Here is a 16,442-nt window from a genome sequence, read left to right on the forward strand (position 1 = left end):
CCCGCCTCCGCCACGCCCGTGAAAGAGGGAGTCGATGACCATTCAGCGCCCGTCCCTCGACCGCGCCGCCGAACTCCGCGAGGAGCCCGACGTGCTCGATCGCCTCCGCGCCGACCCGGCCACCCGTGTGATCGTCGTCCGGGAAGGACGCGTCCGGGTCGTCGATTCGGCCCTGCTGCGCGTCCCGCCGACCGCCGTGGTCGAGGCGACCTGGGCGCTGCTGGGGCGCGATGAGGACGGCACGGTGCTGCTGCTCGCCGCGGCGCCCCCGGAGACGGACGCGCTCGATGCGGCCCCGGACGAGATCTGGCTGGGGCTGCGTGATCTGGGCGGCCGCATCGACGGTCGGGAGTCGGAGCTGCTGATCGGAGCGATCGCCCTCGCCGGCTGGCTCCGCGACGCGCCGTTCTGCCCGACCTGCGGCGGGGGGACGGAACTGCGCCAGGGCGGATGGTCGCGGCGCTGCCTGGTCTGCGGACGCGACCACTTCCCCCGGAGCGATCCGGCGGTCATCGTCGCGGTCGAGAGCCGGGACGGCGAACGCCTGCTGCTCGGGGCGAATGCGAACTGGGGCGGGCGGATGTACTCCTGCTTCGCCGGCTTCACCGAGGCGGGGGAGTCGCTCGAGGCGACCGTGCACCGTGAGATCGAGGAGGAGTCCGGCGTGCGGCTCTCCGCCCTGCGCTACATCTCCTCGCAGGCCTGGCCGTTCCCGCGGTCCCTCATGGTCGGCTTCCGTGCGGTCGTAGACGACGAGGCGGCCGCGCTCGCCGACGGCGAGGAGATCATCGACGTGCGCTGGTTCACCCGCGCGGAGATCGGCTCCGCCCTCGCCGGCACCGGCCCGGTGGGGCTGCCGGGCCCGGCATCGATCGCACGCGCCCTCATCGTCGACTGGTACGAGGATCGCGAGTGAGCGCACTCGATGCCCTCGACGAGCGGCAGCGGGCGGCGGCATCCGTGCTCCGAGGGCCGGTCGCCGTGCTCGCCGGCGCGGGGACCGGGAAGACGCGGGTCATCACGCACCGCATCGCGCACGGGGTCGACACCGGCGCCTACTCGCCGTCCCGCGTGATGGCCGTGACCTTCACGGCCAAGGCCGCGGGGGAGCTGCGCGGACGCCTGCGCGCGCTCGGCGTCGAGGGCGTCGCCGCCCGCACGTTCCACGCCACCGCGCTCGCCCAGCTGAACTTCTTCTGGCCGACGCTGGCCGGGTCGCCGGCCCCCGGCCTCATCGACAACAAGGTGCGGATGCTCGGTCAGGCGGCCGACGCGATGCGGCTCCGCCCGAGCACGGCCACCCTCCGCGACATCGCCTCCGAGATCGAGTGGCGCAAGGTCTCGATGCTGTCGATCGAGCAGTACGCCGCCCTCGACCGTCCCGTCAGCGGCCTCGACGCGGGACAGCGTGTCGAGCTGATGCGCGGGTACGAGGAGCTGAAGGACGATCGCCGCCAGCTCGACTTCGAGGACGTGCTGCTGGCCTGCGCCGGGATGCTGGAGGCGGAGCCGCGGGTCGCCGCCTCCGTGCACGAGCAGTACCGCCACTTCACGGTCGACGAGTTCCAAGACGTCTCCCCGCTGCAGAACCGGCTGCTGGAGCTGTGGCTGGGCGACCGGCACGACATCTGCGTGGTCGGCGACGCCAGCCAGACGATCTACTCCTTCGCGGGAGCGGAGCAGCGCTTCCTGCTCGAGTTCGAGCGACGCCACCCCGACGCCACGGTCGTGCGTCTGGAGACGAACTACCGCTCCCAGCCGCCGATCCTGACGGTCGCGAACGCCCTGATGCACGGCCGCCCCGGCGCGCTCGAGCTCGTGCCGGCACGGGAGCAGTTCACCGCGGAGGCCCCGACCGTCACCGCGTACGACACCGAGGGCGAGGAGGCGGCCGGGATCGCTGCCGCGATCTCCGCGCAGATCGCCGCGGGTGCATCCCCGTCGGAGATCGCGGTGCTCTATCGCGCCCATGCCCAGTCGGCCGTGCTGCAGCAGGCGCTCGCCGCGGAGGGCATCGCGACCTCGGTGCTCGGCGGGACCCGCTTCTTCGCGATGCCGGAGGTGCGTCAGGCGATCCTCGCCCTCCGTGCCGCCGCCGTGGCTCCGACCGAGCAAGGTTTCCTGCCGGGGGTGCAGCGCGTGCTGCGCGAGCTCGGTCTCACGGATGAGCCTCCCGCTGCCGGTGGAGCCCAGCGTGGCGGCTGGGAAGCCCGGCGCGCCCTCCTGCGGCTCGCGGAGGAGGCCGGACCCGACGCGGACCTGCGCAGCTTCAGCGATGCGCTCATGGCGCGGGCGAAGGACCAGCACGAGCCCACGATGCGCACCGTGACCCTGTCGACCCTGCACGCGGCCAAGGGACTCGAGTGGCCCCATGTGCACCTCGCCGGATGGGCGGAGGGCTCGCTGCCGATCTCCTACGCCACGACGTTCGAGGCGGTCGACGAGGAGCGGCGCCTGGCCTACGTGGGCGTCACGCGCGCCGCGCGAACCCTGGCGCTGTCGTGGTCGAGATCCGCGGGTCGGGGGGAGCGGGCGCCGTCGCGGTTCCTTGCAGAGATGGGGACCACGGGCCGCGGCACCGGCATCCTTCGTGAAACGACACCGAACGCCACACGCGCGAGCCGTCCGCGCTGACGCGCACCACCCGTTCGTCGGTGGCCCCGTCGTCCGCGAGGAGGAGGGCGGCGAGTCGTCCCGCCTCCGCGACCTGCGCGGCGCGGAGGGGACCCGGGTCGCGTCCGATCATCTGCGTGTGCAGCAGCGGCCAGGCGGGGTCGGCATCCGTGGCGTGCGCGTCTCGACAGGCGAGGCACGCCGATGCGCCGGGGAGCACGAGCGGGCCGATCGTCACACGCCCCGGCTCGAAGGCGACGGGGAGGTGCGGGACGTCTTCGCGCAGATAGCGCGCGAACTGCAGTGCGGCGGCGGCTCCGCGCACGAGCACGACGGCGACGGCCGGATCGCGACCGTGCTCGACCAGAGGGACGCCCTCGTCGGCGAGGGCCTCCCTCATGCGGTACTCGCTGCGCCCGTCGGTGAACCCGATGGCCTCGACCCACGCCGGCCGTGACGGCGGCGGGTCGTCGAGCAGCAGCGGATCCAACCGGGCGAGCAGCGTCCGCGCCGCCTCCCGCGGAGCCCCCGCCGCGTGTGCGATCACGTCGAAGGACCCGCGACGGAAACCGGAGCGCAGGCGGCTCAGCAAGGGTTCGACCCATGCGGCATCGGTCTCGACACGGGGTCCGTCGTCGTCGCCCAGCTGCAGCGTGTGTTCATCCCGCCACAGCAGCGGTGCGCGGGGATTCAGACGCGTGAGGATCGGCGGTGTGAGCGGCATCCCCCCGATTCTGGAGGGGATGCCGTCACCGCGGGTGCCTCATCCGCCGTTCCGTGGACAACTCCGACGGGTTCGGCGGACGGGGGAGGAGGAGTGCCGTCTCCGGTCTCCGCCCCTCGATCGTTCAGACGGGGCGATCGCCCTCCGGGGCCGCGTCGCCGTCGTCCTCGCTCGTGTCTTCCTGGTTCGGCTCCGCCGCGCCGTCGCCGGACTTCTCGGAGGAGAAGTCGTCACCGTCGAGCAGTCGTGCGAGCGCCTCGTCGAACTCGTCGGCGAGCGGCTGCTCACCGCGCTCGACGGCCTGGAGCCGGGCCACGAGTGCGCTCGGGTCGTCGATGTCCTCGGCGGTCGGCATGAGGTCGGGGTAGTCCCACAGCGAGTCGCGGGAGCTGATGCCGACGGCATCCGTCACGGCCTGCCACATCGCCGAGGCCTCGCGCATGCGCCGCGGACGCAGCTTCAGCCCGACCAGCGCGCCGAGCGCGTCCTCGGCCGGACCTCCCACGGCGCGTCGGCGTCGGGCGGCTTCCGCGATGCGGGCGCCGTCGGGCAGGCGCGAGGTGGCCTGGGCGGTCACCACGTCCACCCAGCCGTCGATCGTCGCGATGAGGTTCTCGAGCCGGGTCAGCGCCTCCCGCTGCGCCTCGCTCTGCACGGGGAGGAGGGCCCCGCCCTCGATGGCCGCGCGCAGCTCCTCCGGGTTGGAGGGGTCGAGGCGGCTGGCGACGTCTTCGAGGGCGTCCACGTCGACCGTGACACCGCGGGCGAAGTCCGTGATCTGCGCCATGACGTGCAGGTGCAGCCACTTCGCGTGCCGGTAGAGGCGGGCATAGGCGAGCTCGCGGGTCGCGAGGTAGAGGGCGATCTGGTCTTCCGGGATCTCGAGGCCGTCGCCGAACGCGGTGAGGTTCTGCGGGATCACGGCCGCCGTCCCCGCGGGGAGCACCGGGATGCCGACATCGCCGCCCGAGACGACCTCGAGCGAGAGGTTGCCGAGCACCTGGCCGAACTGGGCGGCGAACACGGAGCCGCCGAGGCCGCGCATGAGCTTGCCCGCTCCCTGCACCACGCCGCGCATCTCCTCGGGAACCTGCGTGTCGAGAGCGGAGGTCAGGGCGTCGGCGATGCTGGTCGACACCGGATCGGCGATCTCCTTCCACACCGGAAGCGTCTTCTCGACCCATTCGCCGCGGGTCATCGCGGTGGGGGCCTCGGCGAGTTCGGAGATCGTCGTCGCCTCGCCGAGCCACAGGTTCGCGAGCGCGAACGAGTCGGCGAGAGAGCCGCGGGAGCCGTCGGTGACGCCCTGCCCGTCGCGGTTGGCGATGAACAGCGCCTGCCGCAGTGCGTTCTCCCAGGGGTCGCCGCCGAAGGCGCCCTGGAGCTGCGACATGATCGTCTGCATCATCGCGGGGTCGAGGGTGAGGCCGTCCATGCCCTCGAAGGCGCCGCGAAGCGCCTCGGGGTCGATGTCACCACCGCCCTGGTTCGCGAGCATCCTGCGGAGGAACTCCTGGAAGTCCTCGGGTGTCGGGTCGTTGTCTGCCATGTCGCTCGCCCTCTCAGCACGTCTGAAGCCGTGGCATCTACGCTAGTCACAGGTTTCTGCGCGCGAACCCGATGCGGGCAGATCGGTGTACGCCGCTCGCGAACGACGGAGGAATGCTGTGGATCGAACGCGGTCTGGAAAGCTCGGACTCGGAGTCTGGGCGCTGGTCGTCGCGCTCGTCGCACTGGTCGTGCTGACCTTCCTGCCGTCGCCGTACGTGATCCAGCGACCCGGTCCGGTCTACGACACGCTCGGAACCGCGACGGACAAAGAGGGCGACGAGGTCCCGCTGATCAAGATCGAGGGCGCCGACACGTTCAAGACGGCGGGCACGCTCGATCTCACCACCGTGCAGGTCGTCGGCAACCGCGAGCGCACGCCCAGCTGGTTCGAGCTGGCGCTGGCGTGGATGGATTCCTCGCGCGCGGTCGTACCGCTGGACTCGGTGTTCCCCGAGGGGGTCACGACCGAGCAGCGCGACGAGCGCAACGCCACGCTGATGGTCGATTCCCAGCACGAGGCCACCGCGGCGGCGCTGAACGAGCTCGGCTACGACACCGGTGCCCAGGTCACGGTCGTCGATGCGGTGACCGACTCGCCGGCGGACGGCACGCTCGAGCCCGATGACGTGATCACCGCGATCGGCGGGACGACCGTCGACTCGGCCGGTCAGCTGCGCGAGGCCGTCCAGGACGCGGCGGGCGATCCGGTGACCCTCACGATCCTGCGCGACGGGGCGGAGAAGACCGTCGAGGTCACGCCGGAGAAGCACGTCGAGGGGGGAGTGACGACCTGGCTCATCGGGGTCACGCTCCGCACGGACTACGACTTCCCGATCGATGTGACGATCCAGCTGGACAACGTCGGAGGCCCCAGCGCCGGGATGATGTTCGCGCTCGGGATCATCGACACCCTGACCGAGGGCGAGCTCAACGGCGGCGAGAACGTGGCCGGCACCGGCACGATCGACGCGGCGGGGACGGTCGGACCGATCGGCGGCATCCGGCAGAAGCTGTACGGCGCCCGCGACGCCGGAGCGGAGTACTTCCTGGCTCCCGCCTCGAACTGCGACGAGGTCGTCGGGCACGTCCCGGACGGTCTCCAGGTGATCCGGACGGCCACGCTCGACGAGTCGCTCGCGGCTCTGGAGGTCATCGCCGACGGCGGCGATGTCGACGCGCTGCCGACGTGCGAGCGCGCCGGGAGCTGACGCTCCGACGTCGCCGTGACCTCGCCGTGACCGGGATGACAGCCTGCGCACAGTGAGCGATGCCTAGGATGGAAGGGTGACCTCCCCCTCTGCTCCGAATCCGGCCACGCCTCGAACCTCCCGACGCATCCTCGGCATATCACTGGTGATCATCGCCGCCTTGATCGCGGTGTTCTTCGTGTTCGCGTCCCTGTACACCGAATTCCTCTGGTTCGATCAGGTCGGCTTCACCGGCGTCCTGACCACGCAGTGGATCGCCACGGCGGTGATGTTCGTGGTCGGCTTCCTCGGGATGGCGGTCCCGCTGTTCGTCGCCATCCAGCTCGCCTACCGCCTGCGGCCGGTCTACGTGCGGCTGAGCTCGCAGCTGGATCGGTACCAGGAGGTCATCGAGCCCCTGCGCCGCCTGGCGATGTGGGGAATGCCCATCTTCTTCGGCCTCTTCGCGGGCTTCGCGTCGGCCGGACAGTGGAAGACCGTGTGGCTGTGGGCCAACGGTGTGGCGACGTCCGACGTCGACCCGCAGTTCGGCATCGACACCGGCTTCTACATGTTCGCGATGCCGTTCTACTCGATCCTGCTCGCGTTCGTCTCGGCCGTGCTGCTGCTCTCGCTCCTGATCACCGCTCTCGTGTCGTACCTCTACGGCTCGGTCCGCATCGGACAGGGCGAGCTGCGCATCTCCAAGCCGGCCCGCATCCAGCTGGCCGTGATCGCCGGTCTCTACCTGCTCGTGCAGGCCGTGAGCCTGTGGCTCGACCGCTACAAGACGCTGGTCGCGCCGGATGACCGCATCACCGGTGCGGCATACACGGGCGTCAACGCGACGATCCCCGGCCTCGCGATCCTCGCGATCATCGCCGCCGTCGTGGCGATCCTCTTCTTCGTCACCGCGGTCATCGGCCGCTGGCGCTTCCCGCTCGCAGCCACCGCGCTGCTGATCGTGGCCTCGCTCGTCGTGGGCGTCGGATATCCCTGGGTCGTCACCACCTTCCAGGTGAAGCCGAACCAGAACGCGTACCAGGCCGAGTACTACCAGCGGAACATCGACGGGACCAAGGAGGCGTACGGGGTCGCCGACCTCGAGACGACGCCGTTCGCAGCCAAGACGGATGCCGAGGCCGGTCAGCTGCGCGCCGACGCCGAGACCACCGCGTCCACCCGCATCATGGACCCGAAGGTCATCCCGCCGACCGTCCGTCAGCTCGAGCAGTACCGCGGCTACTACCAGTTCCAGAAGACGATGGACGTCGACCGGTACGAGATCGACGGCGTGATGCAGGACACCGTGGTGTCGGTTCGCGACCTCGACATGTCCGGCCTCGGCGACGGCGACAACTGGAACAACCGCGTCGCGGTCTACACCCACGGCTACGGCCTCGTCGCGGCCGCGGGCAACCAGCGGACCACGGACGGCGAGCCGGTGTTCCTGGAGCGCGGCATCCCGACCTCGGGCTTCCTGAGCGATCGTGAGAACTTCGAGCCGCGTGTGTACTTCGGCGAGAACTCCCCGGAGTACTCGATCGTGGGCGCTCCCAAGGGCTCCGAGCCCGCGGAGATCGACTACCCGCGTGGCAAGGACGGCTCGAGCGAGACAAAGACGACCTTCGAGGGCGATGGCGGTCCGAAGATCGGCGACACCTTCACGAAGCTCCTCTACGCGCTGAAGTTCCAGTCCGAGCAGATCCTGTTCTCGAACCTCGTGAACGAGGACTCGCAGATCCTCTACGACCGCGATCCGAAGACGCGTGTCCAGAAGGTGGCGCCGTACCTCGAGCTCGACAGCGACCCGTACCCGAGCGTGGTGGACGGACGCATCGTCTGGATCGTCGACGGCTACACGACCAGCCAGACGTACCCGTACTCGACGAGCGTGAGCCTCTCGGATGCGATCGCGGACTCCAACGTCCCGACGCCGACGCTCGCGATCGACGACATCAACTACATCCGCAACTCGGTCAAGGCCACGGTCGACGCCTACGACGGCTCCGTGACCCTCTACGCATGGGACGACGAGGACCCGATCCTCAAGACCTGGCAGAAGGTCTACCCGTCGACGGTGAAGCCGTACAGCGAGATGTCGGGCGAGCTCATGAGCCACGTGCGCTACCCGACCGACCTGTTCAAGGTGCAGCGCGACATCCTCGGCGTGTACCACGTCGACAAGGCCGGATCGTTCGCACAGCAGGACAACCGCTGGCAGACGCCGAACGACCCGCGCAGCGAGTCGATGCTGCAGCCGCCGTACTACCTGACGATGCAGATGCCGGGTCAGGACTCTCCGCGGTTCTCGATGTTCTCGACCTTCATCCCGAACTCGCAGGGAGCCGGTGGAAGCCGTGACGTGCTGATGGGCTACCTCGCGGTGGATTCGGATGCCGGTTCGGAGAAGGGCAAGAAGGCGGAGGGCTACGGCCAGCTGCGCATGCTCGAGATCGACACCGACACCACGGTCCCCGGACCCGGTCAGGTGCAGAACACCTACAACTCGGACACCTCGGTGGTGCCGCAGCTCAACCTGCTGCAGCAGGGTGAGTCCGAGGTGATCTACGGCAACCTGCTGACGCTGCCCGTCGGTGGCGGTCTGCTCTACGTGCAGCCCGTGTACGTGCAGTCCTCCGAGGGGACGCAGCTGCCGCGCCTGCAGAAGGTGCTGGTCGCCTTCGGTGACCGCGTCGCGTTCGAGAACACCCTCACCGAGGCGCTGGACACGCTCTTCGGCGGTGACTCCGGTGCGACCGGCGGCGACGACACGGTCGAGCCCGATCCGGACGCACAGGTGCCCGACCCCGAAGGCGGGACGACCGAGCCCACACAGCCCACCGGGGCCGAGGCCGAGGCACTGGCCGCTGCTCAGACGGCGTTGCTCGACCGCGAGACCGCGCTGAAGTCGGGAGACCTCGCGAAGTTCGCCGAGGCCGACGAGCGTCTCACCGCGGCGGTGCAGAAGCTGATCGAGCTGGACTCGGCCGCGGGCAAGTAACCGTCCACACCAGAATCGAATGGGCGTCCCTCCGGGGGCGCCCATTCGCGTCGTACGGATCGGTGTCGATGAGGTGCGGTGTCGGTGAAGTGTCGGTGTCGGTGTCGAGTGGGGGAGTATTGAGGGGTGCGCGGTCGCGCGCATCACGTCCGAACGGGAGCAGCCATGAGTGAGCACGCCCGCAGACCCTCCGTCCTGTTCGTCTGCGTGCACAACGCCGGGCGCTCGCAGATGGCCGCGGGGTTCCTGCGCGACATCGCCGGCGATCGCATCGAGGTGCGCTCGGCCGGGTCGATGCCGGCGGATCAGATCAACCCGATCGCGGTGGAGGCGATGACCGAGCTCGGCATCGACATCACGGCCGAGGCTCCGAAGGTGCTCACCACGGAAGCCGTCCAGGCGTCCGACGTCGTCATCACGATGGGCTGCGGCGATGCGTGCCCGTTCTTCCCCGGCAAGCGCTACGAGGACTGGAAGCTCGACGACCCGGCGGGGCAGGGGATCGACGCCGTCCGCCCGATCCGCGACGACATCCGAGAGCGGATCGAACGGCTCGTGGCCGAGCTCCTCTGACGCGCGGACGATCGGGCCCTCGGCGCCCAAGCCGGTGCGGCGATGGGCCTGTCGATCAGGGTCACGGCTCACGCCGTTGATCGAGCACCCCGAAAGGTGGGCGTGGGGTGGGTAAGCGAAAGGCCCCCTGACCTGGATTTCTCCGAGTCAGAGGGCCTTTCTTGTGTCGCATTCTCGTTGCGGGGACAGGATTTGAACCTGCGACCTCCGGGTTATGAGCCCGGCGAGCTACCGAACTGCTCCACCCCGCGGCACAAGAAGTAACTTATCACGGATTCGGAGGTCGGGCGAATCGAGGGGACGCCCCGTGCGTCCCGGGCGCGTCGCGAATGCGAGAGGATGAAGGCATGTCCGAGACCGCAGCCGTCCCCGTCGCCGTGTGCCAGTTCGCGCCCACGGCCTCCCGTGCCGACAACCGCGAGCGGGTCGCGGAGCTGACCGCGGAGGCGGCGTCCCGCGGCGCGAAGCTGATCGTGTTCCCGGAGTACTCGAGCTACTTCGTCGATCCGATGGACGAGAGCCTGGCCGCGAACGCCGAAGACCTCGACGGCGAGTTCGTCGCGACGCTCCGGGCCCTCGCCGCCGACTACGCCGTCGTGATCGTCGCGGGGCTCACCGAGCGCGCCTCCGATGGTCACCGTGTGCGGAACACCGTCGTGGCCGTGCGCGGAGACGGCATCCTCGCGGTGTATCGCAAGCAGCACCTGTACGACGCGTTCGGGCAGACCGAGTCGGACTGGGTCGAGCCGGGCGATGTGGGGGAGGCGGCGACCTTCGACCTCGGGGGCCTGCGGTTCGGACTCCTGACCTGCTACGACCTGCGCTTCCCGGAGGTCGCGCGTTCCCTGGTCGACGCCGACGCCGAGGTGCTGGTCGTGCCGGCCGAGTGGGTCCGTGGTTCCCTCAAGGAGCACCACTGGACGACGCTGCTCGCCGCGCGCGCGATCGAGAACACGGTGTACATTGTCGCTGCGGATCATCCGACGCCGATCGGTGTCGGGCACTCGCAGATCGTCGACCCCCAGGGAGTGGTCCTGGCCGGGGTCGGGACCGCGCCGGGGATCGCGGTGGCGGTCGTCGAGCGTTCCGCGATCGACCGGGTGCGCGCGACGAACCCGTCGCTGCGGGTGCGGCGGTACGCGGTCGTCCCGCGAGAGGCGTAGGTCGCCCGAGCGTCAGACGGAGGACCGCACGAGACGTGCGGCCGCGTCCTCGAGAACGTCGACCCGCTTGCAGGCCGCGAAACGCACGAGACCCGCGTAGTCGCCGCGGTGCGCCTCCGAGACGAACGCCGTCAGCGGGATCGCCACGACGCCGGCGCGCTCCGGCAGGGTGCGGCAGAAGGCCGCGGCATCCGCTCCGCCCAGTGCCGTCGCGTCCGCCACCGTGAAGTAGCCGCCCTGCGGCGCGTGCACGGTGAACCCCGCCGTGCGCAGGCCGGCGCCGAGGATCTCGTGCTTGTGGGCGAGAGCGGCGGCGGCACCCGCGAAGAAGGAGTCGTCCAGGCGGAGTCCCACGGCGACGGCGGGCTGGAACGGAGACCCGTTCACGTAGGTGAGGTACTGCTTCACCGTGAGCACGGCGGTGATGAGGGCGGCGGGGCCGTGCACCCACCCGATCTTCCAGCCCGTCGTCGAGAACGTCTTCCCCGCCGACGAGATGGTCAGCGTCCGCTCGGCAGCTCCGGGGAGCGTCGCGATCGGCGTGTGCGGAGCATGGAAGGACAGGTGCTCGTACACCTCGTCGGTGACGATGATCGCGTCGTGCTTCCCGGCCAGTCGCACCACCTCGTCGAGCACCTCGAGACCGAAGACCGCGCCCGTCGGGTTGTGCGGATCGTTGACGAGGATGATCCGGGTGCGGTCCGTGACGGTCTCCGCGAGCCGGTCGAGGTCGGGCTGGAAGTCCGGAGCGCGCAGGGGCACCGTGCGCAACCGGGCGCCGGCGAGGGCCACGGCTGCGGCGTAGGAGTCGTAGTAGGGCTCGAAGACGACGACCTCGTCGTCCGGGCCGTCGATCAGGGCGAGCAGCGTCGCCGTCAGGGCCTCGGTCGCGCCCGCCGTCACGATCACCTCGGTGGCCGGGTCGACGGCGAGCCCGTAGAAGCGCTGCTGATGCTCGCTGATCGCCGCCAGCAGATCCGGGATGCCGCGTCCGGGCGGATACTGGTTCGCGCCGTTCGCGATGGCGGCGCGCGCCGCCTCCAGCACCTCCGCCGGGCCGTCCTCGTCGGGGAAGCCCTGGCCGAGATTGATCGCACCGGTTCTGGCCGCTGCGGCCGACATCTCTGCGAAGATGGTGGGCGCGACGGTTCCGTCTGAGGCGAGCAGACCTGCACCTGCTGCCGTGCGCCGCCAGGCGCCGGGGATGACACTCATGAAGAACAGGCTAAGGCCATAGCTGAAACTCATCTTCGACATAAGGAACGCACAGATACACGCGTCATTCTGAAGTGGTCGTTGAAGGAGCACACCATGAACGAAGACAACACCCAGGACCAGTCGGCATCCGCGTCGAACGACGCCGTGCCGTCCACCGAGGCTGCAGAGGTCACCGCTCAGCCGGTGGCCGACGTCGCCGCTGATCAGACCGTCGCTGCGCCCGCCGCGCAGTCCCCGGGGCACGAGGTGCCGTCGACGTTCACGTCTCCGGCCCCCGCCGCACCCGTGATCGCCCCGGTGCCGCACGGCTTCGCCGCACCCGCGGCGCCGGTGGCACCCGAGACGGCCACCGCGCCGGGAGCCGCCTTCGGCATCCCCACCGCGACGTCGCACACCCAGAACACCCTGCCGCTCGACGGCGCAGCGCCCGGGGGCCTCCCCGGCGAGGCGACCAAGACCAAAGAGCAGAAGCAGCGCGGAGGCACCAAGTTCGCCGCGATCATCGTCGCGGCCGCGCTGGTCGGCGGCTTCGCCGGCTTCGGCGGCGGCGCGCTGCTGAACGGTCTGCAGGACCGCCCGTCGTCGGGCACGGCCACCGGACCGCAGACCGTCACCGTGAACAACCCGGGCTCGGTCAACGAGACCACGGCCGTCGCCACGGCCGCGCTTCCCTCGGTGGTCACCATCGAGGTCGCCGGTTCCGACCAGGCGGGCAGCGGGTCCGGCGTCATCATCAGCGACGACGGCTACGTGCTCACCAACACGCACGTGGTGACGCTAGGCGGCGCCGTCGCAGATCCCACCATCCGCGTGACCACGTCGGACGGACGGATCTACGAGGCCACGGTCGTCGGGACCGACCCGATCTACGACCTCGCCGTGATCAAGCTGAAGGGTGCGAAGGACCTCACGCCGATGGACTTCGCCGACTCGTCGAAGCTCAACGTCGGCGACACCGCCGTCGCGCTCGGCGCTCCGCTCGGCCTGGCGAACTCGGTCACGACCGGCATCGTCAGCGCACTGAACCGCAGCATCCAGATCGCGTCGTCCGCCCTCCCGGACTCGTCCTCGCAGGACGCACCGGAGCAGCAGACGCCGGACCAGGGTCAGGGCCAGGGACCGTTCCAGTTCGACATCCCGGGCAGCGGCGGTCAGCAGACCACCGACTCCATCTCGATCGCCGTCATCCAGACCGACGCCGCGATCAACCACGGCAACTCGGGCGGCGCGCTGGTGAACAGCAAGGGCGAGCTCATCGGCATCAACGTGGCGATCGCGAGCTCGGGCAGCTCCGAGGAGTCCGGCTCGATCGGCATCGGCTTCGCCATCCCGTCGAACATCGCCAAGCGGGTCTCCGACGAGATCATCGCCGACGGTGCGGCCACGCACGGTCTGCTGGGCGCCTCGGTGCAGGACGCCTCGAGCATCGAGGGCGCGACCGTCGCCGGCGCGTACATCGCCAAGGCCAACGCCGGCGGCGCGGCCGCCGGCGGCGGGCTCGAGAAGGGTGACATCGTCACCTCCTTCAACGGCGTGCCGATCACCAGCGCCTCCGACCTCACCGCCCAGGTGCGCGCCGCGGCTGCGGGCAGCGACGCCAAGGTGACGTATGTCCGCGGAGGCAAGTCGTACGACGTCGAGGTGACGCTCGGCGAACTCGCCGGCTGACCCCCGCCCTCACAGAGAAGGACGCCACCCGCGCGATAGGCTCGCGGGGTGGCGTCCTTCTCTTTCGGCAACGGCAATGCGGCCAAGCTGCTCAGGATCCCGTTGTATGCCGTCGGACGCATCGGCACGCTCCTCGTCCCGCGCGGACGTCGCTGGGTCTTCGGGTGCGGTGCGGGCGTCGGCGATGGGGCGCTGGCACTCCAGCGGCACTCCGCCGCCCTCGGTCACGACACGCTCTGGCTCACCTCCTCCGACCGCGAGGACCGGGACGCCGCCGCACTCGGCATCAGGTCCGTCCGCAAGAGCAGCCTGCGAGGCTGGTGGGCGACCGCCCGTGCGGGTGTCCTCGTGGTGACCCACGGCCTCGGCGACGTCAACCGCTACGGCAACGGGGGTGGCTTCCTCGTCCAGCTCTGGCACGGGATACCGCTCAAGCGCATCGGACTCGACTCCCCGGCCACGACCCAGGTGCCGTCGGTCCCCGGCGCACCGCTGCTGCGACGTCTCGTGGGGCTCCTGTATCGCGCCGCCGCGCGACGGATCCGCGTGCTCCCGGCCGCATCCGATCGCGCACGCGGCCGCCTGGAGTCCGCCTTCGGCCTCGGTGACGGCCGTGTCGTGGTGACGGGGGAGCCCCGGGTCGACGTGCTCTCCGCAGGGTCCCCGGAGCAACGGAGGTCGGCGGCGCGCGCGCTCCTGCGCAGCGTCGTCGGGGAGATTCCGGACGCCGCCCGCACCATCCTGTACGCACCGACCTGGCGCGACGGCGCTCCGGACCCCGCCGTGCCTTCCGCCGCGGAGTGGATCCGGATCCTCCGTGTGCTGGAGGACAACGACGCGATCCTGCTGGTGCGCTCGCACCCGCTGGGCGAGGGCGGATATGCACCGCCGCTGCCCAGCCGCCGGGTCCGCGCGCTGGGCTCCGGCGTGATCTCCGACGTGACCCCCGCGCTGGCCGCTGTCGACGTCCTGGTGACCGATTACTCCTCGCTCGCCTACGACGTCGGCCTCCTGCGCACCCCGGTGCTGTACCTCGCCCCGGACGCGAGGGAGTATGCCCGCACCCGCGGGTTCTACGGCCGATTCGAGGACGTCGCCGGCACCGATGCGGCGACGGACTGGTCGGAGCTGCTCGTGCAGCTCGAGCAGCTGCTCTCCGAGAGCAGGGCGTTCGACGCGGCGTCCGAGCGGTCCGCTACGCTCAGCGCGAGGATGCACGCGCATCGGGACGGGCGCAACACGGAGCGCGTTTACCAGGTGATCCGTGCGCGGGGTGTCCCCGCGCCGAAGGGAGCAGTATGACAACGGCCCGCATCGATGACGCAGCAGAGGAGCTGGTCATCGCAGGGACCGGTCAGCGACCGGCGGGGGCCGCGTTGGTCGGCCCGCGAGCTCGGGTCGACGCGCGCATCAGCGGTGGCGGCAAGACGTGGAAGGCCGCTTTCCCCCTCCAGGCCTCGCGCTGGGGAGGGCCGTCCCTGCCGCTGCCCGCGGGGGAGTACGAGCTGCGGATCGCCGACGCCGACCTCGACGAGCTGCGCATCGATCCCGTCGTGCTGACCGGGGTGCGCATCGCGGTCGACGGACGCGACGTCCGCATCGCGGCGCCGATCGACCCGCTTTACGAGACGGCAGAGGGGCGGACCACGCTCGAGGAGCGTTACGTGGCCCAGACCGGCGGCACCGAGAACGCGGTCTTCTTCGAGAGCTTCTACGGCCGCAGCGTCGGCTGCAACCCCCGCGCGATCGATCGGGAGCTCGCGGCCCGGGCTCCGCAGGTGCGCCGGTACTGGAGTGTCGTCGATCTTTCGGTCGAGGTCCCCGAAGGGGCGATCGCCGTCGTCGAAGGCAGCCCGCAGTGGTGGCATGCGCGCGGGGCTGCGCGCCTGCTGGTGGTGAACGACTGGCTGCGCCGCCGGTTCGCCCGCAAGCCCGGACAGAAGGTGCTGCAGACCTGGCACGGCACCCCGCTCAAGCGGCTCGCGCTGCATCGTCCCGGCTTCGACCCGCGACGGATGGCCGCGGTCGTGAAGGAGTCGCGGCGCTGGGACGTGCTGCTGGCGCAGAACACGTACTCGGAGCGCATCCTCCGCAAGGCATATGCGTTCTTCGGACGGCCGATCTGGGTGGACGGCTACCCCCGGAACGATGTCCTCGCCACGGAGGACCCCGCCGCGGTCCGGCAGGCTCTCGGCATCGGTGCGGAGGAGCGGGTGCTCCTCTACGCCCCGACGTGGCGTGACGACCGGACGGAGATGGTCGACTTCGTCGATCCGGAGCTCCTGGCACGTCAGGCGAACGCCGTGGTGCTCATGCGCGGGCACTCGCGCACCCTGGAGCAGGGGCGCGACCGTGCCGGGGCGCGGGTCATCGATGTGACCGGCTACCCGGAGACCGCGCGGCTCCTGCTCGCCGCGGACGCCCTGATCACCGACTACTCCTCGGTCATGTTCGACTTCAGCGTCACGGGCAAGCCGATGTACTTCCTGGTGCCGGACCTGGATCACTACCGCGGGCAGCTGCGCGGCTTCTACTTCGACCTCGCCGAGCGCGCCCCGGGCCCGCTGGTGCGCACGCAGGAAGAGCTCGCCGCCGCGCTGGACGATGAGGGCCACGAGGCCGCCTACGCCGCGAGGTACGCGGCCTGGCGCGCGCAGTTCAACACGCGGGACGACGGTCATGCCGCGGAACGCGTGGTCGACCGCATCCTCGATCTGGGCTTCGTGACGCCCTGACCGCCG

The 16,442-nt window shown here is 70.5% G+C and carries 11 protein-coding genes and 1 tRNA gene; 9 read left to right on the forward strand and 3 right to left on the reverse strand.

The window, feature by feature from the left end:
* Nucleotides 1-34: 34 nt before the first annotated feature.
* Nucleotides 35-916: an NAD(+) diphosphatase gene (gene nudC / locus MME74_RS06300; RefSeq protein WP_267417885.1), complete on the forward strand. Its 882-nt coding sequence runs from the start codon at nt 35-37 to the stop codon at nt 914-916.
* Nucleotides 913-2,634, forward strand: coding sequence for an ATP-dependent helicase (locus MME74_RS06305; RefSeq protein WP_267417886.1), 1,722 nt, complete (start codon nt 913-915; stop codon nt 2,632-2,634). The genes nudC and MME74_RS06305 overlap by 4 nt, the downstream gene beginning before the upstream one ends.
* Before the next feature lie 827 nt (nt 2,635-3,461).
* Here the strand turns inward: MME74_RS06305 and MME74_RS06310 are convergent.
* On the reverse strand, nt 3,462-4,886 hold the full coding sequence (locus tag MME74_RS06310) for a zinc-dependent metalloprotease (RefSeq protein WP_267417887.1): 1,425 nt from the start codon (nt 4,884-4,886) through the stop codon (nt 3,462-3,464).
* A 118-nt stretch (nt 4,887-5,004) separates the two neighbouring features.
* Between MME74_RS06310 and MME74_RS06315 the strand changes: the two genes are divergently transcribed.
* The 3 genes from MME74_RS06315 to MME74_RS06325 all read left to right on the forward strand — a co-directional run bounded on the left by MME74_RS06315 (nt 5,005) and on the right by MME74_RS06325 (nt 9,652).
* A complete protein-coding gene (locus MME74_RS06315) occupies nt 5,005-6,096 on the forward strand; it encodes a PDZ domain-containing protein (RefSeq protein ID WP_267417888.1) in 1,092 nt (363 codons plus the stop codon).
* A 76-nt stretch (nt 6,097-6,172) separates the two neighbouring features.
* Nucleotides 6,173-9,079, forward strand: a complete 2,907-nt coding sequence (locus MME74_RS06320) for a UPF0182 family protein (RefSeq protein WP_267417889.1) — start codon at nt 6,173-6,175, stop codon at nt 9,077-9,079.
* 165 nt (nt 9,080-9,244) lie between these two features.
* The gene (locus MME74_RS06325; RefSeq protein WP_267417890.1) at nt 9,245-9,652 is read left to right on the forward strand and encodes an arsenate reductase ArsC; all 408 of its coding nucleotides are present in this window, start codon (nt 9,245-9,247) and stop codon (nt 9,650-9,652) included.
* Nucleotides 9,653-9,829: 177 nt separating this feature from the next.
* On the opposite strand, the gene MME74_RS06330 is transcribed toward MME74_RS06325, so the two are convergent.
* Nucleotides 9,830-9,903 (reverse strand) — tRNA-Met (locus MME74_RS06330).
* A 96-nt stretch (nt 9,904-9,999) separates the two neighbouring features.
* On the opposite strand from MME74_RS06330, the gene MME74_RS06335 reads away from it, so the two are divergent.
* Nucleotides 10,000-10,815, forward strand: a complete 816-nt coding sequence (locus MME74_RS06335; protein ID WP_267417891.1) for a carbon-nitrogen hydrolase family protein — start codon at nt 10,000-10,002, stop codon at nt 10,813-10,815.
* Between the two features lie 12 nt (nt 10,816-10,827).
* Here the strand turns inward: MME74_RS06335 and MME74_RS06340 are convergent, their stop codons facing one another.
* Nucleotides 10,828-12,030 carry an aminotransferase class I/II-fold pyridoxal phosphate-dependent enzyme gene (locus tag MME74_RS06340; protein WP_267417892.1) on the reverse strand — a complete coding sequence of 401 codons (1,203 nt, stop codon included), beginning with the start codon at nt 12,028-12,030 and terminating at the stop codon, nt 10,828-10,830.
* Nucleotides 12,031-12,126: 96 nt separating this feature from the next.
* Between MME74_RS06340 and MME74_RS06345 the strand changes: the two genes are divergently transcribed.
* From MME74_RS06345 to MME74_RS06355, 3 genes are read left to right on the forward strand one after another with little or no spacing between them, the layout of a single operon-like run.
* Nucleotides 12,127-13,701, forward strand: a complete 1,575-nt coding sequence (locus MME74_RS06345; RefSeq protein ID WP_267417893.1) for a S1C family serine protease — start codon at nt 12,127-12,129, stop codon at nt 13,699-13,701.
* Between the two features lie 48 nt (nt 13,702-13,749).
* Nucleotides 13,750-15,003 (forward strand): CDP-glycerol glycerophosphotransferase family protein, encoded by a 1,254-nt coding sequence (locus MME74_RS06350; protein ID WP_267417894.1) that lies wholly within the window; start codon nt 13,750-13,752, stop codon nt 15,001-15,003.
* Nucleotides 15,000-16,436, forward strand: coding sequence for a CDP-glycerol glycerophosphotransferase family protein (locus MME74_RS06355; RefSeq protein WP_267417895.1), 1,437 nt, complete (start codon nt 15,000-15,002; stop codon nt 16,434-16,436). Before MME74_RS06350 ends, MME74_RS06355 begins: the two co-directional genes overlap by 4 nt.
* The last annotated feature ends 6 nt before the right edge of the window (nt 16,437-16,442 follow it).

Origin of the sequence: Microbacterium oxydans, assembly GCF_026559675.1 — a bacterium.
GTDB classification, from domain to species: Bacteria; Actinomycetota; Actinomycetes; order Actinomycetales; family Microbacteriaceae; genus Microbacterium; species Microbacterium oxydans_D.